Origin of the sequence: Campylobacter sp. RM5004, from assembly GCF_022369455.1 — a bacterium.
In the GTDB taxonomy this organism is placed as follows: Bacteria; Campylobacterota; Campylobacteria; order Campylobacterales; family Campylobacteraceae; genus Campylobacter_E.
Genome location: NZ_CP059599.1, coordinates 637,480 through 657,342, shown reverse-complemented (window position 1 = coordinate 657,342; position 19,863 = coordinate 637,480). Strand labels below are relative to the sequence as shown.

Here is a 19,863-nt window from a genome sequence, read left to right as displayed (position 1 = left end):
CATTACTCCTTTAAAAATTTTAAATATTCTTTACTTGTTTTAAATTTATAATACACAAACTCAAAACATTCGTAATTATGGTGTTTTTTGATTACTTTATAAACTTTTTTAACATTATTTGACTTAATTTCTAAGCAATATTCATCATCATTTTGTATTTTGCCTTGCCATTTATAAATACTTTCAAGTTTTATTATATGAACACACTTGCTTAAATCTTTTTTCACTAATTTTTGTGCTATTTTTTTAAGTATTGCTTCATCATTACTAGTTGTCTTTATTAGATACATCAAACTCCTTTAAATAATCATTTATAGCATTTTTTAACTCATCATAAATTATTAATTCTTCATCAATTATTACAAGGCTTAAGCCAAAATCTTTCATTTTTACATAGTCTTTTTTACTAAGCAAAATATGTTTTGCATTGTGCTTTTTTAAAAGATTTATGATTTCATCTTTATTAAATTCAGCATGGTCATTATAAAAATAATGAGCTTTTACAAGGTCTTTATAAACTAATAATCTAAAAGGCTTAGCAATTGCAGAAATTAAAATCATATCTTCTTTTATTTCTTTTATATAAGATTTTCTTACAAAATGAATATCTTCATAAGCATTAAAATTTGCTAATTTTTCATAAGATTTAGGAAGCCTATAAGCACCACTTGGCAAGCAAAAATTATATTTATATTTGATTTTAGAATTGAGCAAAATATCAAATTTATTTATATTTTGCTTACTAAAAGCATCATCTAAAATAATACATTTTGCACCTAACTCTAGTGCTTTTTGAATGCCTTTTACTCTATCTTCGCTAACAATAACATTTGCTTTAGTAAATATCGCATGTTCCATTGCTTCATCACCAGAACTTGCTAAATCACATAGAATTTGATTTCGGAATTTCACTAAAATTACGCCTTTACTTTTACGCTTATATCCACGAAGAATAATAAAAATATTATCTTGATATTTTGAGTATAAAATATCGCTTAAAGCCTTACAAAAAGGAGTTTTTCCATTGCCACCTACGCTAATATTTCCTATACTAATTATAGGAATATTAAAATTATATTTTTTTTGTTTTTTAAAAGAAATTATTGAAATTAAAGCATAAAGCAAAGAAAATGGCAAAAGTAAAAAAATAATCAACTTTTGCCATATTGAAGGTTTAAAAAAATACCTATCTAAAAAACTCATTAAATCCAGCTTGAATCAAGAGTTTTTATAGCATCACAAACTCTTTTTACATCTTCATCGCTAAGATTTATATGAATAGGAATTGATAAAATTTGAGCATAATTTGCTAAAGCATTTGGAAAATCATTGATTTTTAAATTATACTTTTGCTTATAATATGTTAGAAAATTAAGTGGAATAAAGTGAATTCCTGTGTTAATTCCCATTTCTTTTAATTTTCTTGCGAAATTATCTCTATTTTTATCAACTTTTATAATATATCTTAAGAATGTATGCTCTTTATCAATTGCAGGTAATTTAATATGTTTTAAATTTTTTAATTCTTCATCGTAAATTTTAGCAATCTCTCTTCTTCTTTTTAAATAATATTTATAATTTTTTACTTTTGATAAAGCTAAAGATGCACAAACTTTTGTTATCTCGTATTCATGGCCTATATCAGTTACATCGTAAAAATAACCTAAGTTTCCATCATTTCCCCAAGCATTAGATGAAATTCCGTTTGAGTTTAGCAATTTAGCTCTTTCATAAACTTTATCATCATTAATTACTAAAAATCCACCTGCAAAAACAGGGTCTTTTCTCATAGCATTAAAACCAAAAGATGAGATTAAATCCTTACCTCCAACTAATTCGCCTTTATATTCCATACCTAATGCAAATCCGCAATCATTAATAACTGCTACATTAAATTTATTACAAAGCTCTCTTATTTCATCAAGTTTTGCAGCAAGTCCAGCAGTATGATTTACGAAAACTGCTCTTAATTTTTTATGATTATGTTTTATTAAAGCTTGTTCTAAACTTGCAATATCAATATTAAAACTATCAAGCTCAACATCAACAAATATAGGCTCAGCATCAAAATATCTAATGCTTTGAGCTATTGTTGGGAATGAATTTACAGAGCAAATCACTTTATCTCCACGCTTTAAATCAATTGCACTTAAAGCTAAATGATGTGCTGCTGTGTGATTATTCGTTAATACAATATGAGAGCCTTTATAAATCTCTTTTAAATTATCTTCTAGCATCTGAATAGTATTTATATCATCATCAAGTGACTTAATTAAAAACTCTTTATCATCTTCTGTTATAACATTCAAAAAACAAGAAATTTCTTTCATATCTATGACCTTCTAAATATTTTTATATTTTCTCTTTTAAACTTATTTTTATTTATTCTATCTAATAGTTTTATATAATTATTATCAATTATATTATTTTCATAATTTTTTAAAAACTCATCTATTTCAGCGTAAGTATAACCTATATCGCTTTCATCATCTTGACCTTCAAAAAGATCAGCACTTGGTTTTTTGCTAATTATATTATTAGGAATATTTAAAAACCTTGCAAACTCAAACAATTCACTTTTATAAAAATCTCCTAAAATATTAAAAGCACAGGCTAAATCACCCCAAATAGTGCCATATCCTAGCATTAATTCACTTTTATTACTAGTGCCTGCAACTAATAAATTATGTTTAGCTGAATAATCATACAATAAACTCATTCTAATTCTAGCTGCAAAATTACCTATTAAAACCTTATCTTTAGAATTACTAGCCTTAATAAACTCATCTAAAATGCCTTGAATATTTATAATTTCATATCTTAAAGCATAAGTTTTAGCTAAATTAATAGCATCTTCAAGATTGTTTTTATTTGAAATATTTGTTGGCATTATAAGACAATGCGGTTTTTTATCACATTCACTTAAAATTCTTAACACAATAGCACTATCAAGGCCACCGCTAAGACCTAAAACCGCTCCATTAAAATTAGCCGTTACTTCATTAGCAAAAGCTATCATTTTATTTTTAATATCTTGCATTATATATCCGTTTTTAAAGAGATTTTATATAAGAAGTATTAATCAATTCTATTATAACTAGGCTTTAAGAAGCCATCTTCAATTAATTGCGATATTGCAAGTGCAGCAACAGGCAAAGCAGTTTGAGCAGCATAATAACCTTCTTTATCTTTATCAGGACTCATAACCAAAACGCCTATTGTATATCTATTATTCTCATCATTTGCAAATCCAAAGAAGTTTGCGTTATATTCTCTTTCGTATTTTCCACTTGAGCTAATTCTTGCTGTTCCTGTTTTGCCACCTACACTAATTCCTAAAGGCCAGTATTTTGCTAATGATTTTTGATTTGCAGTTTTAATTAAAATCCTATTCATTTGTTTAGCAATTTCTAATGGTAAAACTTCTCTTTCTTCTTTTTTATAAAGTTCTTTTAATTCTTCATCTTCTTTATAATACTTCGCAATCTTAGGGCTAATCCAAATTCCACGATTATTAAATACATTATAAGCTGCTAAAAGTTGTATAAAAGTAGTTCTAAAACCATATCCATAAGCCATAGTATTTTTTTCTACTTCATAAGTTTTTTTTGCATCTTTGATAAAACCTGCTTTTTCATAAGGCAAATCAATTCCTGTTAAACTTCCTAAATTAAATTCCAAATAACCATTAATTAATTCTTTTACACTTTCTTTATTAGATATTTGAACCATTCCGATATTTGATGAATGCACGATAATATCTTCAGCAATCATACTATCCATAGGATGAGTGTCAGTGATATAGTATTTATCAAGTTTCATTCTTCCACCATAAGTTTTTACCCACTCAAATGGCGTTAAACGATTTAGTTTTAATAAATTTGCAAAAGCAATAGGTTTAATAACCGAGCCAGGCTCGTATTCAAATTCCACAGCATCAGTATTTAAAAAAGATAAATCACTTTTTCTATTATATGGATCATATCTTTTACTGGTTGCAAGTGCTATTACACTAGCATCTTTACTATCTAAAATACCTATAATTACTTGCTTTGCTCCGAAATTTTTTCTAGCAACACTTGCTATATTTTCTATACCCTTTTGAAGTTTTAAATTAATATTAAGATGAATATTGCTACCACTTACTTTTTCACTTATAAAGCTTTCAGAATTTATTATGATATTTCCACCTATATCTTTATTTCCTATAATTTTATAATCACTCTTTGGACTTAAATATTGTTCATAATATTTTTCTAAGCCTTTTTTTGGAATATTTGCATAAATTCCATCTTCTAAACTTAATTGCGAATATCCCAAAACAGGAGTTAAAATATCGCCTTTTGAAAATACTCTTTCTTCTTTGTGTTCAATAATCTCAAGCCTTCTTGTGCTTACTTTGCCATTTGCATTTTTAAATGATTTAAAAAATCCTGATACATATAATTTTTTAGATAATTCTTGAAGGTAACTTGCAGCTTTTGAATCTATATCTTTTGATAAAACGAAATTATATACCTTTTTTTGCTTTAAGGCTTTAAGTAATCTTGCTTTTATATCTTTAATCTCTTTATCATCAATAAAAGCATATATTTGAAACAATTTTAAAAAATAATCTAATTTATCTAAATTTATACTTCTTATATCTATTTCAGCTCTATAAATACGCCTACTTGTAACTAAAGTATATCCGTCAGCACTTACTATATCTCCGTTTAAAGCACCAACTCTTTCACCGCGTTCAATATTTCCGACATTTCTTTCATCGGTTTTTGTCCTAGTAAAAGTAAAAATAACAAGTAACGCAACCAATAATAATAAAATTAAAATTACAAATGTTCTTTTACTAGGCTCATAACTTGTTTGCATTATTTATATTTGAGTTCTACTTATCTCTTTATATGCGTTTATTGCTTTGTTTCTTACTTCTAACATAAATTTCATACTTGTTTCTGCTTTATTAATAGCAATTGCTGCTTGGTGTAAATCTTTTACATTGCCAGTAGCAACATCTGCCATAGCTTTATCTGCTACGATTTGTTCTTGATTTAATTCTTCTAGTTCTTGTTTTAAAACATCTTCAAATGAAAAACCATTATTTTTAATAGAATTTGATTTAGGATTTTCAAAACCTTGAACTAAGCCTTGATTGATTTTAATATTATTCATATTTCATTCCTATCTTAATAAATCAATAGCGCTTTGAGCTATTGTTTTTGCACTTGTAAATGCTGCTACGTTTGCTTGATAAGCTCTTGTTGCTTCTATTAAATTACTCATCTCAACCACTGGATTTATATTTGGATATGCTACATAACCTTTAGCATTTGCATCTGGATGATTTGGCTCGTATTTTAAAATAAAATCTTTATCATCTCTTACTACTTTATCTACAACTACACCCATTACTGCAGGTTTTGCTTCAGGAAAATTAACAGGGTCATTTAAAGGATTTTCATATTCAAAAAAACTATTTTTAGAATTTATCTCATCATTTAAAACATCATCAAAATTGATTGCTTTAAATACTACATCTTGCCTTCTGTAAGGACCACCTTCATTAGTTCTTGTAGTATTTGCATTAGCTATATTTGAGCTAATTAAGTTCATTCTAAACCTTTGAGCGCTTAATCCATAACCACTAATATCAAAATCACTTAAAAATGCCATAACCTATCCTTAACTTAATTTAGAACTACTTTCTATTATAGTTCTTACAACTTCGCTTTGTTTTTTTAGAACCGAATCAAGTGCGCTAATCATAATAGCGTTTTTGCTTAACTCACTTGTTTCAACATCTAAATCAACCGAGTTTGCATCATTTCTTTGCAAATGACCATCTCTAGCAAAAATAGTTCCACTTTTATCATTTGAAAATTCTAAAGGCTGCAAATGTCTTTCATTTGTAATTGCTAATTTATTACTCATACCTATTCCAAAATGCATAGGATTTGTTGCTGCTGTTGCAGGTGCTTGTGTAGTTTTGTAAAGCGTATTTGCATTTTCATTTAAAATTGTTTCAAAATCTACATCTCTTGCTTTATAAAAAGGAGTATCAATATTTGCTATATTTGAACTAATTAATTTATTTCTTAAATCCCTACCAGCTAATGCACTCACAATTAATGGTTTAGATTTATAAAATTCCATTTTAACTCCTTAGTTAAGTATTATTCAAGCACTAGAGCAAATAATATTCCAAAAGTATTAATAATCATATACTTGTAATATTTACCTAATTTTCACTAAACTAAACGTTTATTTTCAAACTTTATGAAAGGATAATTATGGCTAGTAGAAGAAGCTTTATGGGCTTTACCCTAGGCGCTGCTGCGGCTGTTGGTGGTGTTTTTACACTAGTGGGTATGAAAAAAACTTGGGATCCACTTCCTAGTGTAAAAGCAGCAGGTTTTACGACCGTTGATTTATCGCCTTTAGCTGACGGAGAATTAAGAACAGTTGAATGGAGAAAAAAACCAATTTTCATTCTAAAAAAATCAAAAGATATGGAAGAAAGCAATACTGATGTGGTTGCAGGAGATTCTAGATATACCGTTGTTATAGGACTTTGCACTCACCTTGGCTGTATTCCCGCTTACCATGAAAAAGATAAAAACTTTGTTTGTGCTTGTCATGGTGGCGTATTTGATATAAATGGTAAAAATATGGCTGGACCACCTCCAACTCCACTTGAAATTCCACCTTTTGCAATAGATGGAACAAAATTAGTTTTAGGTGAAATCGGTAAAGAGTATGAAGAAATTATGAAAAATGCAGGAAAGGCTTAATCATGGCACATTTTGAAAAATCAAATGGAATTGTTGATTGGCTAGATCAAAGACTTGCAATCAAAAAATTTATGCAAGTTATGATGACACAATACTGGATTCCAAAAAAAATTAATTTTCTTTGGGCAATGGGAGTAATCTTACTTACTATGTTTGCCATTTTATTCGTAACAGGTTTATTGCTTGTAATGTATTATAAGCCTGATGTTGCACTAGCTTTTGATAGTGTTAATAAAACAATTATGCAAGAAGTTGAATACGGCTGGCTTTGGCGCCATATGCACGGGGTTGCTGCTTCTGTTGTATTTTTAATCATGTATATTCACTTATTTACAGGAATTTATTATGGCTCTTATAAAAAAGGTCGTGAGATAATTTGGATAAGTGGTATGGTATTATTCGTATTATTTTCTGCTGAAGCGTTTAGTGGTTATATGTTACCTTGGGGACAAATGAGCTACTGGGCAGCAATGGTTATTACTAATCTTTTCGGTGGTATTCCATTTATTGGTGCTGAATTAGTTGAATGGATTAGAGGAGATTATGCAGTAGGAGATGCTACATTAAATAGATTTTTCATGTTACATGTTTGCTTACTTCCTATCGTTGTAATTGCTTTCATTGCAATTCACTTCTATGCTTTAAGATTTCCACATGTAAATAATGAAATTGCAGAAGAAATTGATTTTGATTTAGAAGCTGAAAAATATTTAGCAGGTAAGAAAAAAGAAGCAAAAGTTATATCATTTTGGCCTGACTTTTTATGCAAAGATATTTTCTATGTTTGCTTATTTATGATTTTTTATTTTTACTTAGTTTGCTATCACTATGATTTTGCTATGGATCCAATTAACTTTGAACCAGCAAACGCATTAAAAACTCCTCCACATATTTATCCTGAGTGGTATTTCTTATGGAGCTATGAGATTTTAAGAGGATTTTCTTATGAAATAGGACTTGCTTGCTTTGGTATTGCACAAGTTATTTTCTTTGTATTACCATTCCTAGACCGCTCAAATGTAGTTGCACCTGCACATAAGCGTGGAGCATTCTTTGTATGGTTTTGGTTATTAGTAATTGATATGATAGTTCTTACAATTTATGGTAAATTACCTCCTGTTGGAATTAACAATACAATAGCAACTGTTGCTTCTGTTACATTCTTAGCACTATTAATAGTGGTTTTACCGGTAATTACTCTTATGGAAAGAAAGGCTAAGTAATGAAAGAGTTAAAAATATTTGCAATATTAGTTATTTTTACAGGTATTGTTTATTGGGGTGTTGAGCCTTATGCACATTCACAAATGCACGAGCATACTAGCAATGTAAATTTTGACCTAAAAGCAGGAGATATTGCTCAAGCTCAAGTAGAACTTGAAAAAGCAAATGCAAGTGGCAAAAAAGAAGATATAGAATCAGCTACTAAACAATTAGAAGATACAAAAAAACTTTGGGCTAATGTAGACAAAATCGCAAGCTTAAAAGGTGATGTAGAAACTGGTAAAGCTGATTTTGAAGCAAATTGTGCAAGCTGTCATAGAGCAAGTTTTGCAGGATTTAATGATGCAGATGATGGTATCGGAGCTCAAGGAATAATCATTCCTGATTTAAGCACAGCAGGTGCTATTTATGATAATAAGTTCTTAATGGCTATTTCAATTAACCCTGCATTAGCAATGAAAAACCATAAAAAATACAATGAAGAAAATCCACATCCTATGATGACTGCATTCTTAGAAGATGATGGAAGTATCAATGATGAAAACGCACAAGCAGTAGCAAATCTAGTAGCTTATTTAAACAGCATAGGAAAAGCTGCTTTAGATGATAAAAAAGCAAGAATTGCAAGTGAAATTAATGCAAGCAAATTAAGCGATAGTGAAAAAGCTGCTAAAATTGAATTTGAAAATAGAAAAATCGTATTTGATGATGCTTGTGGAAGATGCCATGATGTAAAATATGATGGCTTTATTGCTAAAGTAAATGGTGGAGATTTAAAAGATTATATGGGTTCAACTCCTCCTGATTTATCAATAATTATTCGTGCAAAAGGTGAAGATTACTTACATAAGTTCATAAACGATACACAAAAACAACTTCCAGGAACTGCAATGCCTAGAGTTGGTGTAAATGAACAAGCTCAAAATGATATAGTAACTTACCTTACAAATGTAGGCGATAGCAAAAAAGCTGAAAGAGAAGATTTAGGCTTAAAAATAATGGCTTATTTTGCACTATTAGCTGTTTTAGCATATGCTTGGAAAAACGCTATCTGGAAAGAACTACACTAAAAATTAAGCTAGGATAAAACCTAGCTTAATCTTATAAATACTAAAAGTAATTAATTTCATTACTTATAATTCCTATTTCAAATTCTTTAATTTTAAAATGCAAAAAATACTAAGAATTTAAAATAGGAATTTGACACTTAATTTTACATTTATTAGCTTATTTAACTCCTTAAGTTTTATTGATAATTTACTTCACTGATTATAAAAAATCCTAAGAATTTAAAATAGGAATTTAAATACACAAAAGTCTAATTTCCTTAGTTTAAAATAAAAACTTATTCATTATTGATAAAAAGCTTGATTAAAACTTTTTTGTATATTTTAAGTAATGATGAGCTTTTACTATTTAGAAAATAAATCGGCGTTATTATTTTATCACCTTTATAGATAAATCTTTTCATTTAATGGTTTTTTGAAGATCTTTTAATCTACTTCTAAATATAATCAATCCTTGTTTGTTTTACTTTATTAAACAAGCTTAATTATTAATTAAAACTACTGATTATAAAAAATCCTAAGAATTTGAAACAGGAATTTAAATCTACAAAAGTCTAATTCTTAATTCAAATTCCTTTCAATTTTCAATATAAATTAATTTTGATTATTTATTAGATATTTATACACTACATCTTGTCTTTTTGAGATTTGATTTATAAAATATCTAATCCTTTCATCATTACTTAAAATCTTGTCTTCTACTTCATCGTAAAAATAATATGGCAAATCATTACTAATATTATCCATCATCTTAAATCTAGTGATTAATATCATGATATCTGATTGCTCTTTTAACTGCACTTTATTATGCTTTGAGTATATATAATCATTAAGCGATATGCACAAATTATTCATTTCTAAAACTGATTCAAGCAATCTAATATGCTCTACTTTATTATGTTTTGTTCTGCTTTCATACAATATATTTTTCAAACTTTTAATGTTTAATAAAATTTGATTTTCGCAAGTTAAATAATCTTCTTTTTTGATAATTGAAGTTAAGAAATTCATTAGATTTAATATCGCAATTTTTAAAGTTGGCTTAATATCATCTTCACTTTTACTAGGCCAAAGTAAAGAGAAAAAATACACAATAACAAAAGCTATTAAAAAATCAAGTAATCTATAAGCAAGCAATCTTTCATAATCTAATCCCAAACTAGCAAACAAAATAGCAAGATTTAGCATTATAAAAATAGTTGCTATAAAATAAGGAAAATGCTTAAAATAAATACAAGCAAAATAAGATAAAAATAAAATTAAAAAAAGCAATTTTGAATGTATAAAAAATATTATCAATAATCCTAAAGCAAAGCCTATTAAGGCTGCATATATTGTTTCTTTATTATTTATCGTGGTTGAATTGATTGTTTCTTTAAATAGAGTAAAAACTCCCATCGCAATCCAAATCCCATGATCAATTTTAAAAAATATTGCCAAAAATAAAGAAAAAGAAGTAGCTAAAGCAACTTTTATTGAAAATTTAAAGTATTTATTATCTAAATTAAATTTTTCTTTTATTGTATCAAAGGTGATTTTTTTATCTTTTGGCTTTAATACTAATTGCTTTGCACCACCTTGTTTAAATAACTCTAATTTATAGTACAAAACTTCAACCAAAGTGCATAATATAGGCAAGGTGTTTAATTGCTTTAATCTATCTAAATAAAAAGATTTAAGATTTACCTTTTCATCTTTAAAAATCTTTTTTAATTCTTCTAAATTATAAATTATTTCATTTTGAATATTTTTTATATGTGTATTTGTAGAATTTTGTTTAAAAAATGTTCTAAGAGAAACTAATGCAAGCCCTATTTCTTCACATTTTAACAAATAAAACATAGCCATTTCTTGATGTCTTATAAGGCTTGAGTCTTTAATATTTACTGATTTACTCTCAAATAATCTTTTAAACTCATTAATCCTAGTTACAAATAAATTTTGCCAAACTTCATATTTATCGTTAGTGATATTTTCGCTTATATAAATCAAATCATTTAATAACATTATAAAGCTTCTTCTAGTAAATCCACCATAAGTATAAAATGCAAAAGTTCTAAAAATAGTAGCCACACAAGAGCCAACCAAAGTAGCATAAAAGACTTCTTTGCTATCAAAATTATTTAAACTCGCAGTAATTAGCATAGCCATTAATAATAAGGTTACATAAATACCTATTTTTAAGGCATCTTGCGATATTGCTCCAGAAAAAATAACTAAAAATATCCATATAAATGCAGGAATTGCTATAAAAAATCCAAGCTTTATTAAAAACGGCACTATTAAAGCAAATAAACAACCAAAAAAAGTAAAGGCAGCTAAATATAAAATTTTTTTAATTCCAACTGAATTAAAATTATTCATATAAAATATAAAAACGCAAGATAAAACGCTAAAAATAATATAACGAGTATCTATAATAAAATGACTTAGTAAAAGACAAATTCCTAAGCCAACACAAGCCTTTAGAGCATAAAGTAATGAAAAATTACTAGGATCATACTTATGAAAATACGCTTTTAATTTTAAAAATTGTTGATTTAAATAATACCTACTTAGTTCCATGTTGCACTTCAAAATAATTAGTGATTTTATTTTTAAATTGTAATGCTTCTATTTTTCTTTTTAATTCTTTGTTTTCTTCGCTTAAAACTTCTCTTTTATCTTTTAATTGAGCATAGATCTTGCTTGATTCATATAATTGTAATCTAACCCAAACTAAGCTAAGAGAAATTATCATAGCTATAAAAAACACTAAAACTATTCTTTTATTAAAACCCAAAATTGAATAATCTTGATGTTTATTTAATAATAATTCTTCTTTTTCTTCGGTGCTTGTTCTAATATTTTTCATTTTGATAAATAAAACGCTCTTAATTTAGCACAACTTGATCTAGAATTTAATTTAATTTCTTCTTTGCTAGGTTCTATTGGCTTTTTTGTAATTATTTTACCTAAAGAATGATTATTACCACATTCACACCTTATTGCAAACTCATCGCATATGCAATTACTAGCCCACTTTTTAAAAGTATCTTTTACAATTTTATCTTCTAATGAATGAAAAGTTATAATACAAACCAAACAATCTTTAAGATTTTTAACCTGCTCTAAAAAATTTTTAAGAACCCCAAGCTCATTATTTACTTCAATCCTTATTGCTTGAAATACTAAGGTTTTTAAACTTACATTTCTATTGTTTAATTTAGCATTTCCTATGATTTGACTTAGATTTTTACATGAGTTTATAGGTCTATTTTTGATTATATTTAAAGCTATATCGTTTGAAAGTTTTTCTGGTAATTCTGCATACTCTTGAAAAATCTTGCTTAATTTATCTTTAGAATAAGTATTAAGCACTTCTTTAGCATCTAAAGAATTGTCCTTATTCATTCTCATATCTAACTCGCTAGATTCAAAAGAAAATCCCCTATCATCTTTATCAAGCTGCAAACTAGAAACTCCAATATCAGCTAAAACCCCTCTAATATTGCTAGTATCTTGAATAAAATTAAAAACATTCTCATAATTAGTTTTAAAAATCTGAATATCTTTATTAAATTTTTTAAGTTTTTCTTTAGAATAATTTATAGCTTCATCATCTTGATCGCAAGCAAAAAGATTTAATTTATTATTATTTTCAAGAATAGCACTAGCATGACCAGCATATCCTAAAGTAGCATCAAGATAATAACCATTATCTAAATCTTTAAATAATTTAATTACTTCTTCTTTTAAAACAGGAATATGAATTTGCAAATGATAACCTTAAAATTTATTATTACATATATAATAAATAAAAGTTTTTAACAAGGAATAATAATGTTTATTGAAATTACAAAATATGCAAAAATTATGTATGAAAAAGATTTTTTATATGGACTAAATGGCTCAATTTCTACAAGATTTGAAGATAATAGTTTTATAATAAATAAAAATTTAATATATTCTGAAGAAAATAATTTTTTTACCAAACTTTTATTAAACGAAAATTATAAATATAAAGACGCTTGTAAAATGGCTAAATTGCATTCGCTAATTTATAATAATTTCGCTCAAGCTAAAGTTATTGCCATTGTATGCTCTAAAGAAATATTAAGCATTTGCAAACGATCAAAATTAACTTATAAAAATAAAGATTTCTTCGTTGAAAGTAACGATATCTTAAACAATAATAAAGCCTTACTTGAAAAACTAAATAAAAATAATTTAAATTTTTTATTAATTCGTAATTTAGGTTTAATCATTTTTGAAAGAGATTTTAATACCTTATTTGCAAGAATTTTTGACATTGATTTAGAAGCTAAAATTTCTTGTATAAATTAAACTTTTGTTAATGCTTATAAGATAGGATTTTTCATTTAAAACACTTGAAAATAGGATAAATAATGATTACTTGGATGCAGCGTCATAAAAAATATTTAGTTGTAACAATTTGGATTAGCGTTATCGCTTTCGTAGGTGCGGGAACTGTTGGTTGGGGTAGTGTTGATTTAAATAGTTCAAGAAATAAATATGTAGCAGTAGTAGGTAATTTAGGTATAACACATAAAGAATTTAACGATAAATATAATGAGCTTTATATCATTCAAAGTCAGCTATCAAACGAAGAATTAACAAACGAACAAGCTTTAGCTTTAGGACTTGACAAACAAGCTTTAATTGATTTAATGAGAGAAAAGTTATTATTAAATTATGCTCAAGACTTAGGGTTTTATGCTAGTGATGATGAAGTTTTAAAAACAATTGCAAGCGATAAAATGTTTCAAAAAAGTGAAACAGACACAAGCTTTGATAAAGAAAAATATCTTTCATATTTAAAAGCTTTAAGATTAAGTGAAAGTGAATTTGCAAAACAAATAAAAGAAAAATTAGAAATTTCTAAAATGTTAAAATTACTTAATATACCAGCAAATCAAAAAGAGATTGAAATACTAAACTCAAGTATAAATATGGAAGATGAAATTAATTTAAAGATTATTGATTTGTCTGCAAAAGCTAATAAAATAGAAATTAATCTTGATGAGTTAAAAAAATACTGGGAAGAACATAAAAGCGATTATAAAAGCGAATTAAATTATGAATACTCAATTTATTCAATAGAGCCAAAACTTGACAATATACAAGAAGATGAATTAAAAGCATATTGGGAAAATAATAAATTTAATTACAAAGATGAAGATAATAAGATTAAAGAATTTAAAGATGCTTTAGAAAATGTAAAAATTGATTTTGCTTTAAGCTTATTAGAAAAAGATGCAAAATTAGACTATGTAAAGCTTAAAAAAGGTGAAATTAACTTCCAAAAAACAAGCGTTGAAAGTCCATATTCACAAATAGCTTTACTAAACAAAGAATTAAAAGAAAATGAACTTAGCAAGCCATTTATTATGGATAAAAAATACTATATCGTGAAATTAAACAAAATAAATGAACCAAAAGAGCTAGATTTTGAAGCAGCAAAAACCATGGCTGAAGAAGATTATAAAGACTATAAATTTAAAGAAATGTTAGAAAAAGTAGCACAAGAAGAAATTAAAAAAGATAAAATTAATGGTAAAAATATAGGCTTTATCTCTAAAGTTTCTAAAAATAATACCGATTTAACAGATATAGAATTTTTTACATTTGTTAGTGAGTTATTCTTAAAAGAAGATAAGAAATCTTATGTGATATTAAGCGATAAAGTAGTTGTATATGAGATTTTATCTCAAAAGCTTACAAATAATGTAGATAAAAAAGAAGAAGTTGCGTTTGCTAGTGAATTAAAAAATATTAATTTTAACTTAATGTTTGATGATTTATTAAAAGAACTACAAAAGCGTTATCAAATTAAAAATTATTATAAAGGTAGTGAATTTTGAATATTTTAGCCATTGATTTAGGTTCTAGCTTAATAAAAGTTGCTATTGTTAGTTTTGATGGAGAAGGTATTAAGGTAGTAAGTGTTGCAAACACTCAAACCTATGGAATAAAATCAGGTAAAATTACTAGCATAAATGATGCTAGTAATGCCATTAAAAAAGCTGTAAGTAAAGTAAAAGAAAATTTAAGCATTAATATTGATAAAATAGCTGTATCAGTAAGTGGTGCTTATACAAATTCAGTTACAGGATATGCAGATATTAGACTTGATGCAAATGGTTCTGCTATTACTCTAAAAGATATTGAAAAAGCAATTAATGCAGCAAAAACATCAGCTGATATAAATATAGACCAAACTCCAATTCACATATTACCTTATAGATTTAGAGCAAATAATACTGATAATATTGAAGATCCACTAGGTATGATGGCATCTAGTTTTAGACTAGAAGCAAATATAATTACAATCAACAAAAATGATTACGAAAATATAAAACAAATTTTATCAAATGCTGATATTAAAAATTATGTTTTAGTATCTTCAATATACGCAAATGCAATTTACTGCCTAAATAATGATGAAAAAGAAAATGGTGTTGCAATAATTGATTGTGGTTCGCAAGTATGTGATATAGCGATTTATGCTTACAACTCAATTATATGGATGTATTATTTTCCGTTTGGTTCTTGGCATATTACAAGCGATATAGCTAAATACTTAACTGCTAGCAATGAAGTAGCGGATAAAATTAAACTACAATTTTCATTATTTAAAGATGAAGAAAATACAACTCATGTAGAATATTACAAAACTGGCTCTCAAGCACTTGATAGAGTTTCTGTTGAATCTATTTCAAAATGTGTAAATATGAGATTAACTGAAATGCTTGAATGTATTTATGCAAGTATTGATGATAGTCCTTATGAGAAGTTTTTCTCAAGAGTAGTTTTAACAGGTGGTTGCTTTAAAATTGACAATATGTCAGAAAGAGCAAGTCCTAAATTTAATAACAAAGCAGTTAGAACATTAATAGAAAAAAATAAAGTATTTTATGGAGATAATGAAATTTTCACTATGCCTGAATACACTTGTCTTCTTGGTTTATGTATGTATGCAAGTGGATTTCATACCAAATATGAGCTTAACTCGGCTGGTGTTTTACTAACAAGACAAAAAAATAATAATTTTGAAAAAGTAATGGATTTTTCAACAAAAATTGACATAGAAACAAAAAATGAAGAAGTTTATTACAACAATATAGACACAAAGGAACAAAAATTGCTTGAACCTGAAACAAGTGAAAAAGATGAAGTTTTAGAATCACTAAAAATTGTTCCTAGTGATGAAAAAACAGAAGGATTTTTTGCTAGAATTTGGAAGAAAGTTTGTATTTTTATAGAAAGGATATTTTAAAAATGGATTTTGATTTTTCAAGCGATAATATAGATTTTAAGGTTATGGAGAACGAAATGGATTGTGGTGTAAAGATAAAGGTTATAGGAGTTGGTGGAGCTGGTGGCAATATGATTAATCATATTGTAGAAACTTGTGCTAGTTCGTTAAAAGTTGATATTTCTAATGTAGATATTATGATTGCAAACACTGATATCCAAGATATAAATAGATCAAAAGCTAGTATAAAAATACAACTAGGGCCTAAGAAAACAAATGGTCGTGGAGCAGGTGCAAATCCTGAAATCGGAAGAATTTCAGCTGAAGAAGTAGAAGATGAAATAAGAAGACAATTAGAAGGAACTGAATTATTATTTATAGCTGAAGGTTTAGGTGGTGGAACAGGAACAGGTGCTGGTCCAGTAATTGCTAAAATCGCTAAATCTTTAGGTATATTAGTAGTTTCTGTTGCAACATTTCCATTTAGTTATGAAAAAGCTAGAATTAAAGCAGCTGAAAAAGGTTTAGAAGAATTAAAGAAAGAAAGCGATTGTGTTATTTTAATACAAAATGATAAGCTTAAATTAGTAGTTCCTAAAAATTTAAATACAAGAGAAGCAAACAAATATGCTAATGATGTTTTAGTAAATGCTGTAACAGGTATTATCAAAATGTTATTAGTAGAAGGTGATACAAATATAGACTTTGCTGACGTAACTTCAGTAATGAGCCATAGAGGAACTGCTCTAATGGGTATGGGTAGAGCTGAAGGCGAAAACTCAATAAGAGAAGCTTATGAAAATGCTATTAATTCACCATTATTAGACAATTATATTGCAGATTTAAAAGATGCAAAAGCTATGATTGTATTCTTTAGCTATGGCGAAAATGTTCCATTCTTCCAATTAGTTGAAACTATGGAAGATATATCTAATTCAAGCAGTGAAGATGTGAATGTATTCTGCGGGCATGTATTAGATGAGGATTTACCTGCTGATGCAGTAGAAGTTACTATCATTGCAACAGGTTTTGATGAATCAAGAGCACAAAAAGCTCAAATAGAATTAGAAAACAAAAAACGCGAAGAAGAAATAACTTATAAATTAGCTCAACCAGAATTACAAAAAGTAAGTGGTGGAACTATAAAAGTTGATTATAAAACAAGAGATTTTAATGAACCTGCATTCGTTAGAAACGGACAAGATTAATTTTACAAGCCTTTTTGGCTTGTAAATATCAATATTTCATAAACATAAAGCTTCAATATTTACTATTAAAACAAAATATATTAATCAAATTCCTATTTCAAATTCTTTTCATTTTTACATATATTTAGCTTAATTTGTTTTAGGTGTTTAAAATAAAAATTAGATTTTAATTTCATTAAAGATGTTTAAATTCCTATTTCAAATTCTTTAGAATTTAAAAAGAATTTGAAATAGGAATTAGACTTTTTATTTTGCTATAACTTTTAAGTTCCTATTTTAATTTCTTCTTATTTTTAATAATAAATTAGTTTTACATATCATAAACCTTTAAAATAGAAATTAAAAAATATCCTAAAAAATTAATTATTTTTTCAATTAAGTATAAAGTTAAACGAGATTTTTACGATATGGAATATATTTTGCTAAAGATTATAAAAATATTTTAAAGGTTATTTTATGAGTATATTTTCAACATTAAACACCGGTGTAAGTGGTTTAGGTGCTGCACAGGTTCAAATATCTACAACAGGACACAATATTACAAATGCAAATAATCCATACTACACAAGACAAAGAGTAGTTCAATCAGCTGCTGATGCTCTGCATGTTAGAGCAGGAGATATTGGTCTTGGTACAAAAGTAGATAAGATAGTAAGAATTCATGATGAGTATGTTTTCACAAAACTAAGAGATAACACAAATAATGTAGAAAATACAAAATATTTTAAAACCAAACTTGAAGAAGTAGCACAAAGATTTCCTGACTTAAAAGATGTTGGTATATTAAATGACTTGCAACAATACCAAAAAGCTTGGAATGATTATGCAAGCCATCCAGCAGATAGTGCAATGAAAATTAACTTAATTCAAGTTTCAAAAACCTTAGCTAAAGATATAAGCGCAACTAGAAATGACCTTTTTAAAATGCAAAATTCTGTTAATGATGATATTGTTTTAACCATTGAAGAAATAAATAGAATAGGAAAAGATATAGCAACAATCAATGGCCAAATAGCAGCAAGTGAGTCAGCAGGTGATTCTATGGCTAATGATTTAAGAGATAAAAGAGATGAATTAGAATTAAGACTTTCAAAACTTGTTAAATCTCAAGTTTTTAAAGATAATTTAGAGCAAAACTCATCATTTGATACAAATATTAAAGATGGTAGCATAGATTATCATTTAAATATTGAAGGTTTTTCAATAGTTGATGGCACTACATTTCATCCATTAAAGATTGATAGCGTTGCAGCAGGAAGTCCATTTCAAAGAATATATTATGAACTTCAAGATGGAACTACTGCTGATTTAACAACCAAATTAAGCGGTGGTCAATTAGGCGCTCAACTTGACTTAAGAGGTCGTGAGTTTAATACTCAAACAAATAGATTTGATGATGGAATTTTGCAAGATTATATAAACAATATGGATTCATTTGCAAAAACTCTAATAACAGAAACAAATAATATCTATTCAAGAGCAGCACAAAAACAAATAATTTCAAATGAAGTTTCACACCTAAAGGGTGATGATGTTATTATGAATGCTGATAATAGATTAAAAACAGGAACTTTTGATTTAATAGTATATGATGATAACGGAAAAGAAGTAGCTAGAAAAACAATCACACTTGATACAAGCACTTCAATGACAGGCGGAGCTAGAAGCTCAAGTTTGCTTGAAAAAATTAATTCAAACACAGATGATAATAACGATAATAACACTTTAAACGATTTTGATGATTATTTTACAGCTGATTATTCTTATGATGAGACTAAAGATAGTGGAATTTTTAGTCTTATTCCTAAGCTTGATGGCTATAAGGTAGGAGTTGAAGATCATGGGACAAATTTTCCTGGTATTTTTGGCTTAGGTAAGTTTTTTGAAGGAACTGATGCTAGTAATATTGATGTAGATACTAGCTTAAGACATGATCCGACACTACTTAGAGCAAGTAGCTCTGGAGCTGATGGAAACAACGACGTAGCTAATGCAATCACTCAATTACAATATGATAAAATTAAATTTTATGATACAAAAGGAGAAAGCACGGAAGCAACTTTTGAAGGTTTTTATAGATATATAACAACAGATATTGCATCAAGAGCACAAAATAACAATACATTGCATAAAACAAATGAAGCAATTTTAAGCAATGTTACGGCTGAATTTCAATCAGTAAGCGGCGTTGATATGAACGAGGAATTAAGTAACCTTATGAAATATCAAGCAAGCTTTGGTGCTAGTGCTAAGATTATTACAACGGTTGATAAAATGCTTGATACTTTGCTAGGACTTAAACAATAAAAGCTACAATGA

Annotated in this window: 18 protein-coding genes and 1 pseudogene; 8 read left to right on the top strand and 11 right to left on the bottom strand. The window is 27.3% G+C overall.

Features of this window, described 5'->3' with window-relative positions; genetic code table 11:
- Positions 1–2: 2 nt before the first annotated feature.
- From cutA to flgB, 8 genes and pseudogenes are all read right to left on the bottom strand, one after another.
- Positions 3–290, bottom strand: a complete 288-nt coding sequence (gene cutA, locus AVANS_RS03240; RefSeq protein ID WP_239818226.1) for a divalent cation tolerance protein CutA — start codon at positions 288–290, stop codon at positions 3–5.
- Entirely contained in the window at positions 268–1,203 is a 936-nt protein-coding gene (locus tag AVANS_RS03235; protein ID WP_239818225.1) for a tetraacyldisaccharide 4'-kinase, read from the bottom strand. Before AVANS_RS03235 ends, cutA begins: the two co-directional genes overlap by 23 nt.
- Entirely contained in the window at positions 1,203–2,330 is a 1,128-nt protein-coding gene (locus tag AVANS_RS03230; protein ID WP_239818224.1) for a DegT/DnrJ/EryC1/StrS aminotransferase family protein, read from the bottom strand. The genes AVANS_RS03235 and AVANS_RS03230 overlap by 1 nt, the downstream gene beginning before the upstream one ends.
- Positions 2,331–2,332: 2 nt before the next feature.
- Positions 2,333–3,040 carry an NAD(+) synthase gene (nadE, locus tag AVANS_RS03225; protein ID WP_239818223.1) on the bottom strand — a complete coding sequence of 236 codons (708 nt, stop codon included), beginning with the start codon at positions 3,038–3,040 and terminating at the stop codon, positions 2,333–2,335.
- Positions 3,041–3,078: 38 nt separating this feature from the next.
- A complete protein-coding gene (locus AVANS_RS03220; protein WP_239818222.1) occupies positions 3,079–4,869 on the bottom strand; it encodes a penicillin-binding protein 2 in 1,791 nt (596 codons plus the stop codon).
- 18 nt (positions 4,870–4,887) lie between these two features.
- Positions 4,888–5,169: pseudogene (gene fliE, locus AVANS_RS03215) on the bottom strand (flagellar hook-basal body complex protein FliE); the annotation flags it as partial.
- 9 nt (positions 5,170–5,178) lie between these two features.
- A complete protein-coding gene (gene flgC, locus AVANS_RS03210) occupies positions 5,179–5,670 on the bottom strand; it encodes a flagellar basal body rod protein FlgC (RefSeq protein ID WP_239818220.1) in 492 nt (163 codons plus the stop codon).
- Positions 5,671–5,679: 9 nt separating this feature from the next.
- Complete coding sequence (gene flgB / locus AVANS_RS03205; protein WP_239818219.1) at positions 5,680–6,150, bottom strand: flagellar basal body rod protein FlgB; 471 nt, start codon at positions 6,148–6,150, stop codon at positions 5,680–5,682.
- Between the two features lie 137 nt (positions 6,151–6,287).
- Between flgB and AVANS_RS03200 the strand changes: the two genes are divergently transcribed.
- The 3 genes from AVANS_RS03200 to AVANS_RS03190 are packed head-to-tail and all read left to right on the top strand — an operon-like array spanning position 6,288 to position 9,081.
- A complete protein-coding gene (locus tag AVANS_RS03200; protein WP_239818218.1) occupies positions 6,288–6,788 on the top strand; it encodes a Rieske 2Fe-2S domain-containing protein in 501 nt (166 codons plus the stop codon).
- 2 nt (positions 6,789–6,790) lie between these two features.
- The gene (locus tag AVANS_RS03195) at positions 6,791–8,011 is read left to right on the top strand and encodes a cytochrome bc complex cytochrome b subunit (RefSeq protein ID WP_239818217.1); all 1,221 of its coding nucleotides are present in this window, start codon (positions 6,791–6,793) and stop codon (positions 8,009–8,011) included.
- A complete protein-coding gene (locus tag AVANS_RS03190; protein WP_239818216.1) occupies positions 8,011–9,081 on the top strand; it encodes a c-type cytochrome in 1,071 nt (356 codons plus the stop codon). The genes AVANS_RS03195 and AVANS_RS03190 overlap by 1 nt, the downstream gene beginning before the upstream one ends.
- A 591-nt stretch (positions 9,082–9,672) precedes the next feature.
- On the opposite strand, the gene AVANS_RS03185 is transcribed toward AVANS_RS03190, so the two are convergent.
- The 3 genes from AVANS_RS03185 to rsmH are packed head-to-tail and all read right to left on the bottom strand — an operon-like array spanning position 9,673 to position 12,837.
- Positions 9,673–11,643, bottom strand: coding sequence for an FUSC family protein (locus AVANS_RS03185; protein WP_239818215.1), 1,971 nt, complete (start codon positions 11,641–11,643; stop codon positions 9,673–9,675).
- Positions 11,630–11,932, bottom strand: a complete 303-nt coding sequence (locus AVANS_RS03180; protein WP_239818214.1) for a hypothetical protein — start codon at positions 11,930–11,932, stop codon at positions 11,630–11,632. Before AVANS_RS03180 ends, AVANS_RS03185 begins: the two co-directional genes overlap by 14 nt.
- Positions 11,929–12,837, bottom strand: a complete 909-nt coding sequence (gene rsmH, locus AVANS_RS03175) for a 16S rRNA (cytosine(1402)-N(4))-methyltransferase RsmH (RefSeq protein WP_239818213.1) — start codon at positions 12,835–12,837, stop codon at positions 11,929–11,931. Before rsmH ends, AVANS_RS03180 begins: the two co-directional genes overlap by 4 nt.
- Before the next feature lie 63 nt (positions 12,838–12,900).
- Between rsmH and AVANS_RS03170 the strand changes: the two genes are divergently transcribed.
- From AVANS_RS03170 to flgK, 5 genes are all read left to right on the top strand, one after another.
- Complete coding sequence (locus AVANS_RS03170; RefSeq protein WP_239818212.1) at positions 12,901–13,404, top strand: class II aldolase/adducin family protein; 504 nt, start codon at positions 12,901–12,903, stop codon at positions 13,402–13,404.
- Between the two features lie 62 nt (positions 13,405–13,466).
- Positions 13,467–14,942, top strand: a complete 1,476-nt coding sequence (locus tag AVANS_RS03165; RefSeq protein ID WP_239818211.1) for a peptidylprolyl isomerase — start codon at positions 13,467–13,469, stop codon at positions 14,940–14,942.
- Positions 14,939–16,357, top strand: a complete 1,419-nt coding sequence (gene ftsA / locus AVANS_RS03160) for a cell division protein FtsA (protein ID WP_239818210.1) — start codon at positions 14,939–14,941, stop codon at positions 16,355–16,357. The genes AVANS_RS03165 and ftsA overlap by 4 nt, the downstream gene beginning before the upstream one ends.
- Positions 16,358–16,359: 2 nt before the next feature.
- The gene (gene ftsZ / locus AVANS_RS03155) at positions 16,360–17,544 is read left to right on the top strand and encodes a cell division protein FtsZ (RefSeq protein ID WP_239818209.1); all 1,185 of its coding nucleotides are present in this window, start codon (positions 16,360–16,362) and stop codon (positions 17,542–17,544) included.
- 456 nt (positions 17,545–18,000) lie between these two features.
- Complete coding sequence (gene flgK / locus AVANS_RS03150; RefSeq protein WP_239818208.1) at positions 18,001–19,851, top strand: flagellar hook-associated protein FlgK; 1,851 nt, start codon at positions 18,001–18,003, stop codon at positions 19,849–19,851.
- Positions 19,852–19,863 lie beyond the last annotated feature (12 nt).

Excerpts from the sequence above, each read along its gene's own strand:
- cutA (WP_239818226.1), bottom strand. The coding sequence starts at position 290 with ATGTATCTAATAAAGACAACTAGTAATGATGAAGCAATACTTAAAAAA.
- AVANS_RS03235 (WP_239818225.1), bottom strand. The coding sequence starts at position 1,203 with ATGAGTTTTTTAGATAGGTATTTTTTTAAACCTTCAATATGGCAAAAG.
- AVANS_RS03230 (WP_239818224.1), bottom strand. The coding sequence starts at position 2,330 with ATGAAAGAAATTTCTTGTTTTTTGAATGTTATAACAGAAGATGATAAA.
- nadE (WP_239818223.1), bottom strand. The coding sequence starts at position 3,040 with ATGCAAGATATTAAAAATAAAATGATAGCTTTTGCTAATGAAGTAACG.
- AVANS_RS03220 (WP_239818222.1), bottom strand. The coding sequence starts at position 4,869 with ATGCAAACAAGTTATGAGCCTAGTAAAAGAACATTTGTAATTTTAATT.
- flgC (WP_239818220.1), bottom strand. The coding sequence starts at position 5,670 with ATGGCATTTTTAAGTGATTTTGATATTAGTGGTTATGGATTAAGCGCT.
- flgB (WP_239818219.1), bottom strand. The coding sequence starts at position 6,150 with ATGGAATTTTATAAATCTAAACCATTAATTGTGAGTGCATTAGCTGGT.
- AVANS_RS03200 (WP_239818218.1), top strand. The coding sequence starts at position 6,288 with ATGGCTAGTAGAAGAAGCTTTATGGGCTTTACCCTAGGCGCTGCTGCG.
- AVANS_RS03195 (WP_239818217.1), top strand. The coding sequence starts at position 6,791 with ATGGCACATTTTGAAAAATCAAATGGAATTGTTGATTGGCTAGATCAA.
- AVANS_RS03190 (WP_239818216.1), top strand. The coding sequence starts at position 8,011 with ATGAAAGAGTTAAAAATATTTGCAATATTAGTTATTTTTACAGGTATT.
- AVANS_RS03185 (WP_239818215.1), bottom strand. The coding sequence starts at position 11,643 with ATGGAACTAAGTAGGTATTATTTAAATCAACAATTTTTAAAATTAAAA.
- AVANS_RS03180 (WP_239818214.1), bottom strand. The coding sequence starts at position 11,932 with ATGAAAAATATTAGAACAAGCACCGAAGAAAAAGAAGAATTATTATTA.
- AVANS_RS03170 (WP_239818212.1), top strand. The coding sequence starts at position 12,901 with ATGTTTATTGAAATTACAAAATATGCAAAAATTATGTATGAAAAAGAT.
- AVANS_RS03165 (WP_239818211.1), top strand. The coding sequence starts at position 13,467 with ATGATTACTTGGATGCAGCGTCATAAAAAATATTTAGTTGTAACAATT.
- ftsZ (WP_239818209.1), top strand. The coding sequence starts at position 16,360 with ATGGATTTTGATTTTTCAAGCGATAATATAGATTTTAAGGTTATGGAG.
- flgK (WP_239818208.1), top strand. The coding sequence starts at position 18,001 with ATGAGTATATTTTCAACATTAAACACCGGTGTAAGTGGTTTAGGTGCT.